Annotated in this window: 14 protein-coding genes; 13 read left to right on the top strand and 1 reads right to left on the bottom strand. The window is 42.2% G+C overall.

Translation table 11 applies throughout. The annotated features are described in order from the left end of the window. Nucleotides 1-12: 12 nt before the first annotated feature. The 5 genes from tig (at nt 13) to yihA (ending at nt 7,685) form a co-directional block, all read left to right on the top strand. Nucleotides 13-1,287 carry a trigger factor gene (gene tig, locus LCD34_RS03405; RefSeq protein WP_008342839.1) on the top strand — a complete coding sequence of 425 codons (1,275 nt, stop codon included), beginning with the start codon at nt 13-15 and terminating at the stop codon, nt 1,285-1,287. A gap of 251 nt (nt 1,288-1,538) precedes the next feature. After that, nucleotides 1,539-2,804: an ATP-dependent protease ATP-binding subunit ClpX gene (gene clpX / locus LCD34_RS03400; RefSeq protein ID WP_007501568.1), complete on the top strand. Its 1,266-nt coding sequence runs from the start codon at nt 1,539-1,541 to the stop codon at nt 2,802-2,804. 139 nt (nt 2,805-2,943) lie between these two features. After that, nucleotides 2,944-4,605: an ATP-dependent protease LonB gene (gene lonB / locus LCD34_RS03395; RefSeq protein ID WP_113747119.1), complete on the top strand. Its 1,662-nt coding sequence runs from the start codon at nt 2,944-2,946 to the stop codon at nt 4,603-4,605. 171 nt (nt 4,606-4,776) lie between these two features. Then, the gene (gene lon / locus LCD34_RS03390) at nt 4,777-7,101 is read left to right on the top strand and encodes an endopeptidase La (RefSeq protein WP_007501564.1); all 2,325 of its coding nucleotides are present in this window, start codon (nt 4,777-4,779) and stop codon (nt 7,099-7,101) included. Beyond that, nucleotides 7,098-7,685 (top strand): ribosome biogenesis GTP-binding protein YihA/YsxC, encoded by a 588-nt coding sequence (gene yihA / locus LCD34_RS03385; RefSeq protein ID WP_007501562.1) that lies wholly within the window; start codon nt 7,098-7,100, stop codon nt 7,683-7,685. Before lon ends, yihA begins: the two co-directional genes overlap by 4 nt. A 43-nt stretch (nt 7,686-7,728) precedes the next feature. Here the strand turns inward: yihA and LCD34_RS03380 are convergent, their stop codons facing one another. After that, nucleotides 7,729-8,214 (bottom strand): hypothetical protein, encoded by a 486-nt coding sequence (locus LCD34_RS03380; RefSeq protein WP_008342834.1) that lies wholly within the window; start codon nt 8,212-8,214, stop codon nt 7,729-7,731. 240 nt (nt 8,215-8,454) lie between these two features. Here LCD34_RS03380 and hemA point away from each other — a divergent pair, with 240 nt between their 5' ends. From hemA to ysxE, 8 genes are all read left to right on the top strand, one after another. Beyond that, a complete protein-coding gene (gene hemA, locus LCD34_RS03375) occupies nt 8,455-9,822 on the top strand; it encodes a glutamyl-tRNA reductase (RefSeq protein ID WP_008342832.1) in 1,368 nt (455 codons plus the stop codon). A 7-nt stretch (nt 9,823-9,829) separates the two neighbouring features. After that, the gene (locus LCD34_RS03370; RefSeq protein ID WP_217815996.1) at nt 9,830-10,660 is read left to right on the top strand and encodes a cytochrome c biogenesis protein; all 831 of its coding nucleotides are present in this window, start codon (nt 9,830-9,832) and stop codon (nt 10,658-10,660) included. A gap of 37 nt (nt 10,661-10,697) precedes the next feature. After that, entirely contained in the window at nt 10,698-11,633 is a 936-nt protein-coding gene (gene hemC / locus LCD34_RS03365) for a hydroxymethylbilane synthase (RefSeq protein ID WP_061419821.1), read from the top strand. Continuing rightward, nucleotides 11,630-12,421, top strand: coding sequence for a uroporphyrinogen-III synthase (locus LCD34_RS03360; RefSeq protein WP_007501556.1), 792 nt, complete (start codon nt 11,630-11,632; stop codon nt 12,419-12,421). Before hemC ends, LCD34_RS03360 begins: the two co-directional genes overlap by 4 nt. Further along, nucleotides 12,418-13,389, top strand: a complete 972-nt coding sequence (gene hemB / locus LCD34_RS03355) for a porphobilinogen synthase (RefSeq protein WP_217815995.1) — start codon at nt 12,418-12,420, stop codon at nt 13,387-13,389. Before LCD34_RS03360 ends, hemB begins: the two co-directional genes overlap by 4 nt. 27 nt (nt 13,390-13,416) lie before the next feature. After that, a complete protein-coding gene (gene hemL / locus LCD34_RS03350; protein ID WP_017358142.1) occupies nt 13,417-14,709 on the top strand; it encodes a glutamate-1-semialdehyde 2,1-aminomutase in 1,293 nt (430 codons plus the stop codon). A gap of 331 nt (nt 14,710-15,040) precedes the next feature. Continuing rightward, nucleotides 15,041-16,285, top strand: a complete 1,245-nt coding sequence (locus tag LCD34_RS03345; protein WP_213406891.1) for a LysM peptidoglycan-binding domain-containing protein — start codon at nt 15,041-15,043, stop codon at nt 16,283-16,285. Between the two features lie 37 nt (nt 16,286-16,322). Beyond that, entirely contained in the window at nt 16,323-17,354 is a 1,032-nt protein-coding gene (gene ysxE, locus LCD34_RS03340) for a spore coat protein YsxE (RefSeq protein WP_008342818.1), read from the top strand. Nucleotides 17,355-17,431 lie beyond the last annotated feature (77 nt).

The raw sequence follows: 17,431 nt of genomic DNA, 5'->3' as shown, positions 1-17,431 counted from the left end.
AGGGAAACACACATGTCAGTAAAATGGGAAAAACAAGAAGGTAACGAAGGTGTCTTAACAGTAGAAGTTGACGCTGAAACATTTAACAAAGCACTTGATGATGCATTTAAGAAAGTAGTTAAGCAAGTATCAATCCCTGGATTCCGTAAAGGGAAAGTACCACGTGGTCTTTTCGAGCAGCGTTTTGGAGTAGAATCTCTTTATCAAGATGCACTAGATATTCTTCTTCCAGTTGAATATCCGAAAGCAATCGACGAAGCTGGTATCGAGCCGGTTGACCGCCCTGAAATCGATGTTGAGAAAATCGAAAAAGGCGAAAGCTTAATCTTCACTGCAAAAGTAACAGTGAAGCCAGAAGTAAAACTTGGTGACTACAAAGGTCTTAACGTAGAAAAAGACGACACATCTGTATCTGATGAAGATGTCCAAGAAGAGTTAAAAGCTATGCAAAACCGTCAAGCTGAGCTTGTTGTCAAAGAAGAAGGCGCAATTGAAAACGGCGATACAGTTGTTCTTGATTTCGAAGGATTCGTTGATGGAGAAGCATTCGAAGGTGGAAAAGCTGAGAACTACTCTCTTGAAGTAGGTTCTGGTTCATTCATCCCTGGTTTCGAAGAGCAATTGGTTGGTCTTGAAGCAGGTGCAGAAAAAGACGTTGAAGTGACATTCCCAGAAGAATATCATGCTGAAGACCTTGCAGGTAAACCAGCTGTATTCAAAGTGAAAATTCATGAAATCAAAGCAAAAGAACTTCCAGCACTTGACGATGAGTTCGCTAAAGATGTTGATGAAGAAGTAGAAACGATTGCTGAATTAACTGAAAAAACGAAGAAACGTCTTGAAGAAGCAAAAGAAAACGAAGCAGAAGGCAAACTTCGTGAAGAGCTAGTAGCAAAAGCTTCTGAAAATGCGGAAGTTGACGTTCCTCAAGCGATGGTTGACACTGAGCTAGACCGCATGATGAAAGAATTCGAACAACGTCTTCAAATGCAAGGGATGAACCTTGAGCTTTACTTCCAGTTCTCTGGACAAGATGAAGATGCGCTAAAAGAGCAAATGAAAGAAGATGCTGCTAAACGCGTAAAATCTAATCTTACTCTTGAAGCAATTGCTGCTGCAGAAGACTTACAAGTGTCTGATGAAGAAGTGGAAGAAGAACTTTCAAAAATGGCTGAAGCATACAACATGCCTATTGAAAATATCAAACAAGCGATCGGTTCTACTGAAGCAATGAAAGAAGATTTAAAAGTTCGTAAAGCAATTGATTTTCTTGTAGAAAACCGTTAATATGGTGCATAATAATAAAACAGGGCGCGAGTGACTCGTGCCTTGTTTTGTACAATTTTTGACTTATCATCGCTTCTTTTGGAAACGATAGTGTAAGTCGCATCTTTCTGTCATACATATCTCAATGTGCAGTGTTACAAACACATCATTACCGTCTTTTAGGAAAGTATGGTAAAATGCATACATACTGGACCCAGAAGGGTAGCTGACTGTTAGCTACAGGCAAGTGAAGAAGAATAAGGGGTGAAAGAATGTTTAAATTCAACGAGGAAAAAGGTCAATTAAAATGCTCGTTTTGCGGAAAAACGCAAGATCAAGTGCGTAAACTGGTCGCAGGACCTGGCGTATATATATGTGATGAATGTATCGAGCTTTGCACGGAAATAGTTGAAGAAGAGCTCGGTACTGAGGAAGAAGTTGAATTCAAGGATGTTCCGAAACCTCATGAAATCCGGGAAATTCTTGATGAATATGTCATCGGACAAGAGAATGCGAAGAAATCCTTAGCTGTAGCGGTTTATAACCATTACAAGCGGATTAATTCCAACAGTAAGATTGATGATGTTGAGCTTTCGAAAAGTAACATTTCTATGATTGGACCTACAGGAAGCGGTAAAACATTACTTGCTCAAACGCTTGCACGTATTTTAAATGTTCCATTTGCGATTGCAGATGCGACGTCTTTAACAGAAGCAGGTTACGTTGGGGAAGACGTAGAGAATATTTTACTAAAGCTGATCCAAGCAGCAGATTATGATGTAGAAAAAGCTGAAAAAGGCATTATCTACATTGATGAGATCGATAAAGTAGCAAGAAAATCAGAAAACCCTTCTATCACTCGTGATGTATCTGGGGAAGGTGTACAGCAAGCCCTTTTGAAAATTCTTGAAGGAACAGTCGCTAGTGTACCGCCTCAAGGTGGACGTAAGCATCCTCATCAAGAATTCATTCAAATTGATACAACAAATATCCTCTTCATTTGTGGTGGAGCCTTTGACGGCATTGAGCAAATCATCAAACGCCGCCTAGGTCAAAAAGTCATTGGATTCGGTGCGGAAAATAAAATTGAAGATCTTGAGAAAGAAGTCCTTCTATCAAAAGTTCTGCCAGAAGACTTACTTCGCTTCGGTTTAATCCCAGAATTCATCGGTCGTCTTCCGGTTATTGCAAGCCTAGAGCCGTTAGATGAAAAAGCACTTGTAGAAATCTTGACGAAGCCTAAAAATGCGCTCGTTAAGCAATATACAAAAATGCTTGAGCTTGATGATGTTGAGCTTGAGTTTGAAGAAGATGCTCTTAGCGAAATTGCGAAAAAAGCAATTGAGCGTAAAACAGGAGCTCGTGGTCTTCGCTCCATCATTGAAGGCATCATGCTTGATGTGATGTTTGATCTTCCATCTCGTGATGATATTGAGAAATGTGTCATTACTGGTGCAACGGTTGCTGATGGTGAGCCGCCACGTCTTGTCTTAAAAGACGGTACAGTCGTGAATAAAGATACAAAAACATCAGCATAAGCCCATTTGAATGACTCCTGAATCTTTTGATTCAGGAGTTTTTTATTTATCGTGGAAGTTGTGTTTATTCCGTCCAGCTCTAGGAAATACTAGCAGACAGAAACCAATACATAACGATAGATGAAGGAGGGAGCACCGATTGAGCTGGACAGGAATCGTATTATTCATACAACTGTTCTTTGGTATCGTCATCGGGTTGTACTTTTGGAACTTACTGAAAAATCAGCGCACACAAAAGGTGACGATCGATAAAGAATCAAAAAAAGAAATGGAAGCACTCAGAAAGATGCGATCCATTAAACTGAGTGAACCTTTATCAGAGAGAGTCCGGCCAAAGGGGTTTCAAGATATTGTAGGGCAGGAAGACGGTATACGTGCACTTAAAGCAGCCCTGTGTGGACCGAACCCGCAACATGTCATCGTCTACGGGCCGCCTGGTGTTGGAAAAACAGCTGCTGCCCGTCTAGTGATGGAAGAGGCGAAGCGTCACGCTGATTCACCATTTAAAAAAGATGCAGTATTTGTTGAACTTGATGCTACAACGGCAAGATTTGATGAACGAGGCATCGCAGACCCCTTGATTGGTTCTGTACATGATCCCATTTATCAAGGAGCAGGGGCCATGGGACAGGCCGGCATTCCGCAGCCGAAACAAGGAGCCGTCACACATGCTCATGGCGGCGTTCTCTTTATCGATGAAATTGGAGAACTGCATCCGATTCAAATGAACAAAATGCTCAAAGTGCTAGAAGATCGAAAAGTGTTTTTAGATAGTGCTTATTACAGTGAAGAAAATACGCAGATCCCGAATCACATCCATGATATTTTTCAAAATGGGTTGCCCGCTGATTTTCGACTGATTGGCGCCACGACAAGAACACCGGACGAAATTCCGCCGGCTATTCGATCAAGATGTTTGGAGATTTTCTTCAAGGATTTGGATCAGCATGAGCTGAAAATTGTTGCAGCTAAAGCAGTCGAGAAAATACAGAAGGAATTAAGTGACGAAGGACTGAACCTGTTAACATCTTATGTGAAAAATGGACGTGAAGCGGTCAACATGGTACAGATCGCCGCAGGTATGGCTGTCACTGAAAACCGAAAAGATATTACGATCGCCGATGTAGAATGGGTCATTCATTCAAGCCAGCTGACACCAAGATATGAACAAAAAGTACCGGAAAAGCCAAAGGTAGGAGTAGTAAATGGTCTTGCCGTGTATGGACCGAACAGCGGGGTTCTGCTTGAAATTGAAGTGAACATTTGTAAAGCGCTTGAAAAAGGCAGTATCAATATTACAGGTATTGCGGAAGAAGAAAGCATCGGCAATCAGTCTAAATCGATCAGACGGAAAAGTATGGCGAAGGGCTCAGTTGAAAATGTATTAACCGTGCTTCGAAACTTAGGCATACGAACAAATGAATATGATATCCACATTAATTTTCCGGCTGGTGCCCCGATTGATGGGCCGTCTGCTGGAATTGCGATGGCCACAGCCATTTTCTCAGCCATTCATCAAATCCCGATTGATCATTTAACGGCGATGACCGGTGAGATTGGATTACAAGGTCAGGTGAAGCCGATCGGCGGTGTCATACCAAAAATCAAGGCAGCCAAACAAGCAGGTGTCAAAACAGTGATCATCCCTTATGACAATCAGCAGTCGATCTTAAAAGAGATTGAAGGGGTTACGATTGTGCCTGTAAAGCACTTCCAAGAAGTGCTGGATCAGTGTTTGGTCAATCCGCCAGATGAGAAGAAAGATGGACTAGAAGAAGAAATGAAAAGGAAATCTGTTTAATCCCCATCTCATATGGGGATTTTTTAGTGAAATAGATCTTTTTTTCTTTTTCAAGATAAAAAGAAAGGGTATACTACGGTAAGATCATCATTTCTCAAGTCTTTTACATTGTACAAGACTGAAACAGGTATATTATAATGATTCATACTAGTGACGGAGGTGTCTATCAACATGGCAGATGAAATCAAAAAGAATGTTCCGCTCCTTCCACTGCGAGGCTTGCTTGTTTATCCAACAATGGTCTTGCATTTGGACGTTGGGCGCGAAAAGTCTGTTCAAGCATTAGAACAGGCCATGATGAACGATCATATGATTTTTCTAGCAACACAGCGGGAAATTTCAATAGATGAACCAGGTGAAGAGGAAATTTTCAAAGTCGGCACCTACACAAAAATTAAACAAATGCTGAAGCTGCCAAATGGAACGATCCGTGTGCTCGTCGAAGGCTTAAATCGAGCGCAGATCGAATCCTACATGGAGCTAGAAGACTATACGTCAGTCGATATTAAAGAGTTGACAGAAGAAGAATTAAAGGACGCAGAAGCAGAAGCACTCATGCGCACTTTGTTAGATCACTTTGATCAGTACATAAAAATTTCAAAAAAAATCTCAGCTGAAACATATGCAACGGTGACGGATATTGAAGAACCTGGAAGAATGGCGGATATCGTCGCTTCCCACCTTCCTTTGAAATTAAAAGACAAGCAAGAAGTGCTGGAAACAGTCGATGTCAAAAAACGGTTGAATCGGGTCATCAGTCTCATTCACAATGAAAAAGAAGTGCTAGAGATTGAAAAGAAAATTGGCCAGCGTGTCAAACGTTCAATGGAGCGAACGCAAAAAGAATATTATTTGCGCGAACAAATGAAAGCTATTCAAAAAGAGCTTGGAGACAAAGAGGGGAAAACAGGCGAAGTCAGTACGCTTATGGCTAAAATTGAAGAGTCCGGCATGCCAGATTCCGTTCGTGAAACGGCTTTAAAAGAACTGAACCGTTATGAAAAAATCCCTTCAAGCTCTGCTGAGAGTTCTGTCATTCGCAATTATATTGATTGGCTGATCAATCTGCCGTGGGGCACTTATACAGAAGATCGTCTAGATTTAAAGCTTGCAAGCGAAATTCTAGATGACGAGCACCACGGGCTTGAAAAAGTAAAAGAGCGGGTACTCGAATATCTTGCTGTTCAGAAACTGACAAATTCATTAAAGGGACCGATTCTTTGCTTGGCAGGACCTCCTGGGGTAGGGAAGACGTCACTTGCTAAATCCATTGCCAAATCACTTGATCGAAAGTTTATCCGTATCTCTCTTGGCGGTGTACGTGATGAATCTGAGATCCGTGGTCATCGAAGAACTTATGTAGGTGCGATGCCGGGCCGTATCATTCGCGGGATGAGCAAGGCGGGCACAATGAATCCGGTCTTTCTTTTAGATGAAATTGATAAAATGTCTTCTGACTTTAGGGGAGATCCGTCTTCTGCGATGCTTGAAGTGTTAGATCCAGAGCAAAATCATAATTTTAGCGATCATTATATTGAAGAGACATTTGATTTGTCTCAAGTCTTATTTATCGCAACTGCCAACAATTTAGCAACCATTCCGGGTCCACTTCGTGATAGAATGGAGATTATCACGATTGCAGGGTATACGGAAGTTGAAAAAGCAGAAATTGTGAAAGATCACCTTCTGCCGAAGCAGCTAAAGGAGCACGGATTAAAGAAAGGGAACTTGCAGCTTCGTGAAGCAGCGATTTATGATATGATTCGCTATTACACGAGAGAAGCAGGAGTCCGCGGGTTAGAGCGTCAGCTTGCGGCGATTTGCCGAAAAGCGGCAAGAGCAATTGTGGCTGAAGACCGCAAACGTATCACAGTGACGGAAAAGAACTTATCTGAATTCCTCGGAAAAAGACTTTACCGTTATGGTCAGGCGGAAACGACCGATCAGGTCGGCGTTGTCACAGGCCTTGCATATACCACAGTTGGCGGAGACACCTTGTCCATTGAGGTCTCACTCTCGCCGGGTAAAGGCAAGCTTTTGCTAACAGGTAAGCTCGGTGATGTCATGAGAGAATCTGCGCAGGCGGCATTCAGTTATATTCGTTCAAAAGCAGATGAACTGAACATTGATCCTCAATTTAATGAAAAGCACGATATTCATATCCATGTTCCAGAGGGTGCGGTTCCAAAGGACGGGCCATCAGCTGGTATTACCATTGCGACGGCTCTTGTATCAGCACTCACAGGACGTCCTGTTTCAAAAGAGGTTGGCATGACAGGAGAAATTACGTTAAGAGGAAGAGTGCTTCCGATTGGCGGATTAAAAGAAAAAGCATTAGGCGCACATCGTGCAGGACTGAAAACGATTATTCTTCCAAAGGACAATGAGAAGGATATTGATGACATTCCTGAAAGTGTGAGAGAAGGATTAACTTTTATTCCGGTTTCACATTTAGATGAGGTGCTTGAGAAAGCGTTAGTAGGAGAGGGAAGATGAAAGTAACAAAATCAGATATCGTCATTAGTGCGGTGAAACCAGAGCAGTACCCGAGCGGGGGACTGCCTGAGATCGCACTTGCTGGACGATCAAATGTTGGAAAGTCCTCGTTCATTAACTCATTGATTAATCGGAAAAATTTAGCGCGGACGTCTTCTAAACCAGGAAAGACCCAGACGCTTAATTTTTACATTATTAATGATATGCTCCATTTTGTGGACGTCCCAGGTTATGGCTTTGCCAAAGTATCAAAAACAGAGCGCGAAGCATGGGGGAGAATGATCGAAACGTATATTACAATGCGTGAAGAGTTAAAAGCAGTCGTCCAAATTGTGGATCTGCGTCATAAGCCATCCGCAGATGATGTGAACATGTATGAATTTCTTAAATATTATGGAGTTCCTGTGATCATTATTGCAACAAAGGCCGATAAAATTCCAAAAGGCAAATGGGAAAAGCATGCGAAAGTCGTCAAACAGACACTCGACATTGACCCTTCAGATGAATTAATCCTTTTCTCTTCTGAAACAAAAAAGGGAAAAGACGAAGCCTGGAATGCGATCCTTGCGAAGATTAACAGCTAAAAAAAGGCATCTGCTATATGCAGATGCCTTTTTATTGTATAAGTTATTTCCTTTTTAAAAATAATAAGAGGAGACTGACGGCAATCAATACATATGGCCAGTACAATTCAAAACCGGAAGTAGGGATGGAAAGTGTGCTAAGTTGCTTCGTAATTTGTTGAAAGAAATAAAGGAATAGACCGAGTGCAATGAGAACAACACTTTCTATTTGATATTCCTTTTTCTGTGATGATTTCATCAAAAGTGCGAGGCCGATGATGAACACAATCATCGTAAATGTATCTGGCCAGTGTTCTAATTTCGGCTGAAGGATAAAGTGTAGCGCAAGGCCTGTCATGAGCATACCGATAAACACATGAGAGGTTTCCTGCTCCTTCTTTCCTTGATATAAGAAAGCAAGGCCAAAAAGCAGTACAAGTGTATACCATTTCTCCTGATCTTTCCAAATGTCAAATTGATCTCCTGAGAGAATGGCATATAGCGCTACAGCCAGCAAAGTGAGCGGTAGCAAAATAGATTTCTTCTTCAAAGATGTCACCTTCTTATAAGCAGATCATTTGTCCGCACGCGCCAAATCTGGTAAATTGCTTGAAGTGATGATATGGCATTCGATGTCGAACATTTTTCTACTATATCACAACATTTTTGAAATCTGTTCACAATTTTTATCCAGTTAAAAATGAATATATGTTATAATCATTATAAATAATAAATTCTATATTGTAATTATTATAAATTAGACAGGGCGTTGGGGGTGCAAGCTGAAGTTATGCATATTCTTGTTGTGGGTTTAGATTATAAAACAGCCCCTGTTGAGATACGGGAACAGCTGAGCTTTGAACCGAGCGAGCTCGGAACAGCGATGTCCAAGCTTAAAGAAGAAAAAAGCATTCTAGAGAATATCGTCATCTCAACATGTAATCGAACAGAGATCTACGCAGTTGTAGATCAGCTTCATACTGGTCGGTTTTATATAAAAAGATTTTTAGCAGATTGGTTCGGTTTAGAAAAAGAAGATGTCTCTCCATATTTGAAGTTTTATGAAAATGATGGAGCAGTTGAGCATTTATTCCGGGTTGCCTGTGGACTTGATTCTATGGTCATTGGTGAAACACAAATACTCGGTCAAGTGCGCTCAAGCTTTAAAGTCGCTCAAGAGGAGAAGACCATTGGTACCGTTTTCAATTATTTATTTAAGCAGGCGGTAACAGTTGCGAAGCGCTCTCATGCGGAAACAGATATTGCGTCTAATGCTGTATCTGTCAGCTATGCGGCAGTGGAACTTGCCAAAAAAATCTTTGGACGTCTTTCTGATAAGCATGTCCTTATTCTTGGTGCGGGTAAAATGGGCGAGCTGGCGGCTCAAAACCTTCAAGGTCAAGGGATTGGCCAGGTAACAGTCATCAATCGAACGTTTGAAAAGGCCAAAGAACTTGCCGGTCGTTTTTCAGGAGAGCCTAAGAGCTTGAATCAATTAGAAAAAACTTTATCTGAAGCGGATATTTTAATTAGCTCTACTGGGGCTAAACAATTTGTGATCACAAAGGAAATGGTCGAAAAAGCGAACAAACAGAGAAAAGGCAGACCTCTATTCATGGTGGATATTGCAGTACCACGTGATTTAGATCCAGCTATTTCTGAAGTAGAAGGTGCTTTTTTGTATGACATTGATGACCTTGAGGGCATTGTGGCAGCTAACCTGAAAGAGCGCCGTGCAGTAGCTGAAGAGGTGGAGCTTCTCATCGAAGCTGAAATTGTGGAATTTAAGCAATGGCTTAATACGCTCGGAGTGGTTCCTGTGATTTCTGCTTTAAGAGAAAAAGCACTCTCGATTCAAGCGGATACGATGCAAAGCATCGAACGAAAGCTTCCAAACCTCACAAATCGTGAAATGAAGCTGTTAAATAAACATACGAAAAGCATCATCAATCAAATGCTGAAAGATCCTATCTTAAAGGCTAAAGAAATTGCCGGGGAGCCGAATGCAGAGGAAAAACTTTTACTCTTTAAAGAAATCTTTGATTTACAGGTTGAAGATGAAGAGCAAAAGGCAGAGCCGATGCAGGTGGAGCAAGGGGCATTTCAACTGTTCAAATCAAATATGGCACAAGGCCTTGCTACAGTTGCCAGTGAGTGATTAGGCGATGATGGAATCCATTGTAGCGAGACTAGGTGAAGCGACGATCTTGATCTATGCACTCAGTGTCTTGTTCTATTTCATAGATTTTCTTCAACACAACCGGAAGGCTGGAAAAATGGCTTTCTGGTTGCTTTCTATTGTCTGGTTGCTGCAAACAGTCTACATGTTTTATATTATGATGGAAACAGACCGATTCCCTGTGTTGAATGTAGCAGAGGGGTTATATTTTTATACGTGGGTGCTTGTGACATTGTCACTTGTTTTGACAAAAGTATTACGTATTGAATTTATTGTCTTTTTTACAAATGTGATTGGTTTTTCCATGATGGCGATTCACACCTTTACACCATCCGATCTTCATTCTGCCGAACTGACGGGAAAGCTGACGAGTGAGCTGCTCGTCATTCATATTACGATGGCCATTTTATCATACGGCGCTTTTTCACTTTCATTTGCTTTTTCACTACTCTATCTATTTCAATATCGTTTGCTGAAAAAGAAAAAGTGGGGAAAATGGCTTTTGAGAATTGAAGACTTATCAAAGCTTGATCACATGGCGTATGTCTTAAATATTATTGGCGTGCCGATGCTCTTGCTTAGTTTAATTCTTGGCATTATATGGGCATATATTTCGTATGATACGTTGTACTGGACAGATGCAAAGGTGCTCGGTTCGTTTATTATGCTGTTTTTATACGGCTTTTACTTATACATTAGACTGGTGAGAAATATGCAGGGCAAAATCGTGGCGCGATGGAATGTCGCTTCATTTCTTGTGCTGATGATCAATTATTTTCTGCTTGGTAGCTTATCAACCTTTCATTGGTTTCAATAATGATGAGTCTTAAGGGCATTGTCGGGAGGAAGACGTAATGCGTACAATTAAAGTAGGTTCTAGACGAAGCAAACTTGCGATTACACAAACAAAATGGGTCATTCAAAAGTTGTCTGAACTAAACCCTTCTTATTCTTTTGAAATTAAAGAGATTGTGACAAAGGGTGATCAAATTTTAGATGTGACCTTATCAAAGGTTGGCGGAAAAGGTCTGTTTGTTAAAGAGATTGAACAGGCAATGCTGAACCATGACATTGACATGGCGGTACACAGCATGAAAGATATGCCGGCCTCTCTTCCGGAAGGTTTAGTCATCGGCTGTATTCCTGAGCGTGAAGATGTGCGGGATGCATTGATTTCAAAGGATCATCTCCGTCTTCATGAACTGCCAAAGGGAGCGGTTGTGGGAACGAGCAGCTTACGGCGCAGTGCCCAGCTTCTTCAGGAGAGACCAGATCTTGAGATTAAATGGATCCGTGGAAACATTGATACGAGACTCGAAAAACTGAAAAATGAAGAGTATGATGCGATTATTCTAGCGGCTGCCGGATTGTCTAGAATGGGCTGGAGTCAAGAAGTCGTGTCGGAATTTTTATCTCCTGATACTTGCCTTCCTGCTGTGGGGCAGGGCGCATTGTCGATAGAATGTCGGGGAGATGACGAAGAGCTCTTGCAGCTGTTAGCTCAATTCACAAATGAGTATACAAAGAAAACGGTCCTTGCTGAAAGAGCCTTCCTTAAGCAAATGGATGGAAGCTGTCAAGTGCCGATCGCTGGTTACGCAACGATGAATGAGCGTGATGAAATTGAATTGACAGGTCTTGTGGCATCTGCGGACGGCCATACGATTATTCGAGAAACCGTAACAGGTACTGACCCTGAGGCAATCGGAACAGCATGTGCGAAGCAAATGGCGGATAAGGGAGCAAAAGATTTGATCGACAAGGTGAAAAAGGATCTGTCTTCCCAATGACGATAGCCAAATCGCTTTACGGACAGACGGTGCTTGTCACTCGAAATGAACGTCAAGCGGGTGCGTTTCAGCAGAAAATTGAAGCGCTGAACGGCCATGCTGTTTTAACCTCTCTTATCAGGTTTGAACCAACGCTGACAAAAGAAAAAGCGAAGGCATTTTTAGAAGATTTAGAAGCAAGCCATTGGCTTGTGTTTACGAGTGTAAATGGTGCGTCTTTTTTTCTTAGTTATATAGAGAAGCATCAATTACATCAAAGCTTATCCCACTTGAAAGTGGCGGCCGTAGGTGAAAAAACATCTGCCTATCTGATGCAGCACGGCCTAAAAGTGGATGTGGTTCCAGAGCGATTTATAGCAGAAGAACTGGCAGATGCTTTAATTGATCATGTACACCCAGAAGAATGTGTCTTTGTAGCAAAAGGCCATCTGTCACGAGATGTGGTGAAGAATACCCTCGTTCCGCTTGGCATTGACGTAAAAGAGTGGATTATATATGAAACAGTGAAGGATGAGGACGGAATTATCGCACTCAAGTCGGCAATGATGGAGCAATCATTTGATTTTATTACATTTACAAGCTCCTCCACTGTTCATTCTTTTATGCACGCCATGGAGGCTGATATCGATAGATTAGCTGCATCAGACACATGTTTTGTGAGCATCGGTCCTCTTACACAAGAGGCACTGCTTCAATACGGGATTTCTTCTGAAACCCCAGATACTTATACGATAGACGGGATGCTTGATTTGATGTGCCGTTTATCTGAAAGGAAGTTGAACCAATGATGAAATTTAACAGACACCGCAGATTGCGTACAAGCGCAGGAATGAGAGAATTGGTGAGAGAAACATTTTTAAGACCCTCTGATTTCATTTATCCGATCTTTTTTGTAGAGGGAGAGAATGTCCGGAAAGAAGTCCCTTCAATGCCGGGTGTCTATCACATTTCAGTTGATCTTGTGAAAGAAGAAGTCCAAGAGCTTGTTGACCTTGGGATTAAATCTATCATTGTTTTTGGGGTACCAGACCATAAAGACCATGTAGGCAGTGAAGCTTATCACGATCATGGGATTGTTCAAAGAGCAGCGCTTGAAATCAAAAAGCATTTCCCTGAGCTTGTGGTCATTGCTGATACTTGCTTATGCCAATATACAGATCACGGACATTGCGGAATCGTTGAAGATGGAGAAATTTTAAATGATGAATCTCTTCAGCTCTTAGCGAAAACCGCTGTCAGTCAGGCTCGTGCAGGTGCAGATATCATTGCTCCATCAAACATGATGGATGGCTTTGTTATCGCAATTCGTGAGGCGCTTGATGAGGCCGGCTTTGTTCATGTGCCTGTCATGTCATATGCTGTGAAATATGCAAGTGCTTTTTACGGTCCGTTTCGTGATGCGGCGCATAGCACACCGCAGTTTGGAGATCGTAAAACGTATCAAATGGACCCTGCAAACCGCTTAGAAGCACTAAGAGAAGCGCAGTCTGATGTAGAAGAAGGCGCTGACTTCTTGATCGTGAAGCCGTCACTTTCATACTTAGATATCATGCGTGATGTGAAAAATGAATTTACACTTCCTGTTGTTGCGTACAATGTGAGCGGAGAGTATGCAATGGTGAAAGCAGCAGCTCAAAATGGGTGGATTTCTGAAAAAGAGCTTGTTCTTGAAATGCTGACTAGCATGAAACGTGCAGGCGCAGAATTAATCATTACGTATCATGCAAAAGATGCAGCAAAATGGCTCTCAGAATAAAGAACGGATAGACAGGAGGACGTTGAAATGGGACGTAGCTATGAAAAGTCAAAGCAAGCATTTAAAGAAGCGCAGCAGTTAATGCCGGGTGGTGTGAACAGCCCTGTGCGCGCATTTAAATCAGTCAATACAGACCCGATTTTTATGGAACGAGGAAAAGGCGCAAAAATATACGATATTGACGGAAATGAATATATTGATTACGTCTTATCATGGGGACCGCTTATTTTAGGGCATACGAATGACCGTGTGGTTGAAAGTATTCAACGAGTAGCTGAACATGGTACAAGCTTCGGTGCTTCTACTTTAGTTGAAAATGAATTAGCTAAGCTTGTATCAGAACGAGTTCCTTCTATTGAGGTCATTCGTATGGTCAGCTCTGGAACAGAGGCGACGATGAGTGCGCTTCGTCTAGCACGTGGTTTTACAGGCAGAAACAAAATTGTGAAATTTGAAGGCTGTTATCATGGCCACGGTGATTCTTTGCTTATTAAAGCTGGTTCGGGTGTGGCGACGCTTGGACTTCCGGATAGCCCTGGTGTCCCTGAAGGTACAGCAAGCAATACGATCACCGTTCCATACAATGATTTAGAAAGCATCAAAGTCGCTTTTGAAGAATTTGGAGACGACATTGCAGGTGTCATTGTAGAACCAGTTGCAGGAAATATGGGTGTTGTCCCTCCGCAGGAAGGTTTCTTGCAAGGATTGAGAGACATCACTGAGCAATATGGCTCTTTACTCATTTTTGATGAGGTCATGACAGGCTTCCGTGTGGATTATCATTGTGCACAAGGCTATTTTGGCATTACGCCTGATCTGACATGTCTTGGTAAAGTCATCGGAGGCGGTCTGCCAGTTGGTGCCTATGGCGGTAGAGCGGACATTATGAGACAAATTGCGCCAAGCGGCCCGATTTATCAAGCAGGAACGTTATCCGGTAACCCGCTTGCGATGACAGCAGGTCTTGAAACATTAAAACAGCTGACACCTGAGTCTTATGAAGAGTTTAGACGCAAAGGAGATCGTTTGGAAGAAGGCATTTCAAAAGCGGCGATAGCACATGGGATTCCATTAACATTTAACCGTGCAGGTTCCATGATTGGATTCTTCTTTACAAACGAACAAGTCGTCAATTACGATACAGCGAAAACAGCTGACCTCGCTTTATTCGCTGAATTCTACAAGGAAATGGCTGATCACGGCATCTTCCTTCCACCTTCACAATTCGAAGGGCTGTTCCTATCAACTGCTCATACGGATGAAGACATCGAGTATACGATTGAGACAGTTGAAAAGGTATTTCAAAAATTAGCTCAGTAACCAAAAGCCGATATGGAGACATATCGGCTTAGATCGTTGACAAAGGGTTAAAATGAACTTTATTTTAGCCCTTTGTCTTTTTTTCAGCGTGAAAGAAAACCTTTGCAGTCTAGGAAGGACGAGTACTGGAGCGGAGCGAATTTGACATTCGTGAGCACCAGCGCGCAGGACTGACACCGAATGCGAGGGTTTGTCTACACGCTGAGCCGATATGGAGACATATCGGCTTTTTGCTTTGCATAAAACCAATCATATTTTCACCGCCTCTTTCATACACCTGTATTGACATCTAATTTTATTTTGAAGGATTAGATGAAAGGAGGACACCGACTTGTCTCAAAACAATCGATTACAGTTTTCGGTAGAAGAGTCCATTTATTTCAAAAACGGACAGGAAGTCAGTGAGTTGCTGTCAATTTCTCTCGATCCTGACATTCTCGTTCAAGAAGTGAATGATTATGTTTCCATTAGAGGTTCACTCGAGCTAACAGGAGAATACAACATAAATCAAGAGGAGCTAATGGGTGAATCCAGTTCCTATGCATCATACAGGCAGGCTGATGAGGTGAAGGTAAGAGAGGACGGAACGGCGGAGCTGCTGCATCAATTTCCGGTGGATATCACGATCCCCAAGAACAAAATTAGTCATTTAAATGATGTATTTGTGTTTATTGATGCATTTGATTACCAGCTGACAGAAAGCCGTTTGCTCACGATTCAGGCTGATTTGGCCATTGAAGGTCTGTTAGATGAAGGAACGCCTGAATCGCTTGTAGAAGAGCCATATGAATTTGTCCATCGTGCTGAAGAGGAATATGGCGATGTCACTTATGAATATCAGGCGCAGTCTGAATATGAAGAGCAAGAAATGCTGCCACGTGAAGAGCATGAAGAAAATGCAGAACAGCAGGCCGTATTGCAACATGAAGCGCGAACTGAACAAGAAGAGGATGAAATAGACATCGAGACGGTGATGGTGGAAGAAGCAGAAGAAGAGGAGGAATATGAGGAAGAAGAAGCCGTGGCGCTTGGGTATCGTTCCTTCCCAGAAGCTCAAGTACAAGAGCCGCCATTCTTTGACCCGCCTAAACTGTTAGAAGAAGAGGAGCGGGATGATACGTTCTTTGAGGTGGAAGTGAGGAAAGACCCTGAAGCAGAGAGCAAGGAAGAAGAAGAGCCGCCAGCTTATCCAGCCTTTGAATCACCTGCTTATCAGATGGAACAGACACAGGAAGAGCGGGATGACAGCTATCAGTTCGAACGATTATATGAACGTGAAGCACCAAAGGTGTATGAATCAGCTCAAGAAGCTGAGGAGTTTGAACATGACCAGAGAGAAGCGTCTGGCAGTGAGAATTCTCTTTATTTAACGAAGCTGTTCGCTAAGCAGGAGGAGGAAGATTTTTCTCGCATGAAAATATGTATAGTTCAGCAAGAAGATACGGTCGATCGTATTTGTGAGCGATATCAGTTGAATGTGCAGCAGCTCCTTCGAACGAATTCATTGTCGGTGGATGCAGAGCTTGAAGAAGGGCAGATTCTTTATATTCCTGAATATCAAAAAAGCAATGCATAGTATGAGATGATGGACCGAGAAAATGTGGTGAGAGAACGTGGATGAAATCCAATCTGTCCTATACGAATATGGGCTTGAGGCTGAATATATCGAACCTGTCAGTCCAGCTGTCGTTAGAGTGTATACAAAGCAGGGCGTATTTGCACTAAAGCGAGTAAAACCCCATCGACACATGCAGTTTACAGAGCAAATGCTTGAACTAGAATCAAAAGGCTATCGCTCCTTTGTGCCGATTTATCGCACGAAGAGCGGTTCCTTTTTCTCTAATCATCGAGAAAGCCAGTACACGTATTATCTCATGCCATGGCTGACGAATGAAAAGAGAGAAGAGCAGGACGATAAACATGAATATTTATTTCAAGAGATTGCAAGACTTCATAAACGAACAGAAGTTATGATGGACATTACTGAGCAGGAAATAGAGGCTCACTACACTCAAATGAAAAGCAAATGGGAAACAGAGAAAGACATGTATGAACGATTTATCGAGCGGGCAGAACAAACATGGTATATGTCGCCATTTGAGCTGGCTGCTGCTATGTATTTTTCAGAAGCGATGTCTGCAAGTGAATTTGCACTTGAACGTTTAGAGGATTGGCATGAGGAAATGAAAGACCAAGAGACGACACGTATTGTGTTAAACCATGGGCAACTGTCAATCCATCACTTTTTGTACAATGATGTAGGTACAGGACATTTCACCAATTTTGAGCGGTCTAAAAAGGCTGCCCCCATTTATGACCTTTTGACCTTTTACTATCGCACATTCAAAACCTACCCTACTCCTTGTCCTGAATGCACATCTTTGTTTTATACGTATCAAAAGGGAAATAAACTTCGTGAGGAAGAGATTCATTTGTTCTTGAGCTACCTCGCTTATCCGCAGGGTTTGTTTGATACGGTGAAAGCCTATGAAGCAGGCGGACAGGATGAGATGGAAAGTTGTCAGGAGCTGTTAAGGGCGTATTGGCAAATGAAAAATTCTGAGCCGACCGTCATGAAAATACACGAAATTGAGCAGGCTAGACGCCTTGAAGAAGAACAAAATGCCTCGTCATCAGAAGAGTGACGAGGTTGTTTGCTGTTGCGCTATGAAATGTCTAACGAGGGATGACCTATACATAAGAGTGAGCCTGCAACATTCAG

It is taken from the genome of Bacillus sp. RAR_M1_44, assembly GCF_020165935.1.
Classification (GTDB): Bacteria; Bacillota; Bacilli; order Bacillales; family Bacillaceae; genus Bacillus; species Bacillus altitudinis.
Note: the sequence above shows the minus strand (reverse complement) of the source record. Positions and strands in the feature narration are given on the sequence as shown.

Excerpts from the sequence above, each read along its gene's own strand:
- tig (WP_008342839.1), top strand. The coding sequence starts at position 13 with ATGTCAGTAAAATGGGAAAAACAAGAAGGTAACGAAGGTGTCTTAACA.
- clpX (WP_007501568.1), top strand. The coding sequence starts at position 1,539 with ATGTTTAAATTCAACGAGGAAAAAGGTCAATTAAAATGCTCGTTTTGC.
- lon (WP_007501564.1), top strand. The coding sequence starts at position 4,777 with ATGGCAGATGAAATCAAAAAGAATGTTCCGCTCCTTCCACTGCGAGGC.
- yihA (WP_007501562.1), top strand. The coding sequence starts at position 7,098 with ATGAAAGTAACAAAATCAGATATCGTCATTAGTGCGGTGAAACCAGAG.
- hemA (WP_008342832.1), top strand. The coding sequence starts at position 8,455 with ATGCATATTCTTGTTGTGGGTTTAGATTATAAAACAGCCCCTGTTGAG.
- LCD34_RS03370 (WP_217815996.1), top strand. The coding sequence starts at position 9,830 with ATGATGGAATCCATTGTAGCGAGACTAGGTGAAGCGACGATCTTGATC.
- hemC (WP_061419821.1), top strand. The coding sequence starts at position 10,698 with ATGCGTACAATTAAAGTAGGTTCTAGACGAAGCAAACTTGCGATTACA.
- LCD34_RS03360 (WP_007501556.1), top strand. The coding sequence starts at position 11,630 with ATGACGATAGCCAAATCGCTTTACGGACAGACGGTGCTTGTCACTCGA.
- hemB (WP_217815995.1), top strand. The coding sequence starts at position 12,418 with ATGATGAAATTTAACAGACACCGCAGATTGCGTACAAGCGCAGGAATG.
- hemL (WP_017358142.1), top strand. The coding sequence starts at position 13,417 with ATGGGACGTAGCTATGAAAAGTCAAAGCAAGCATTTAAAGAAGCGCAG.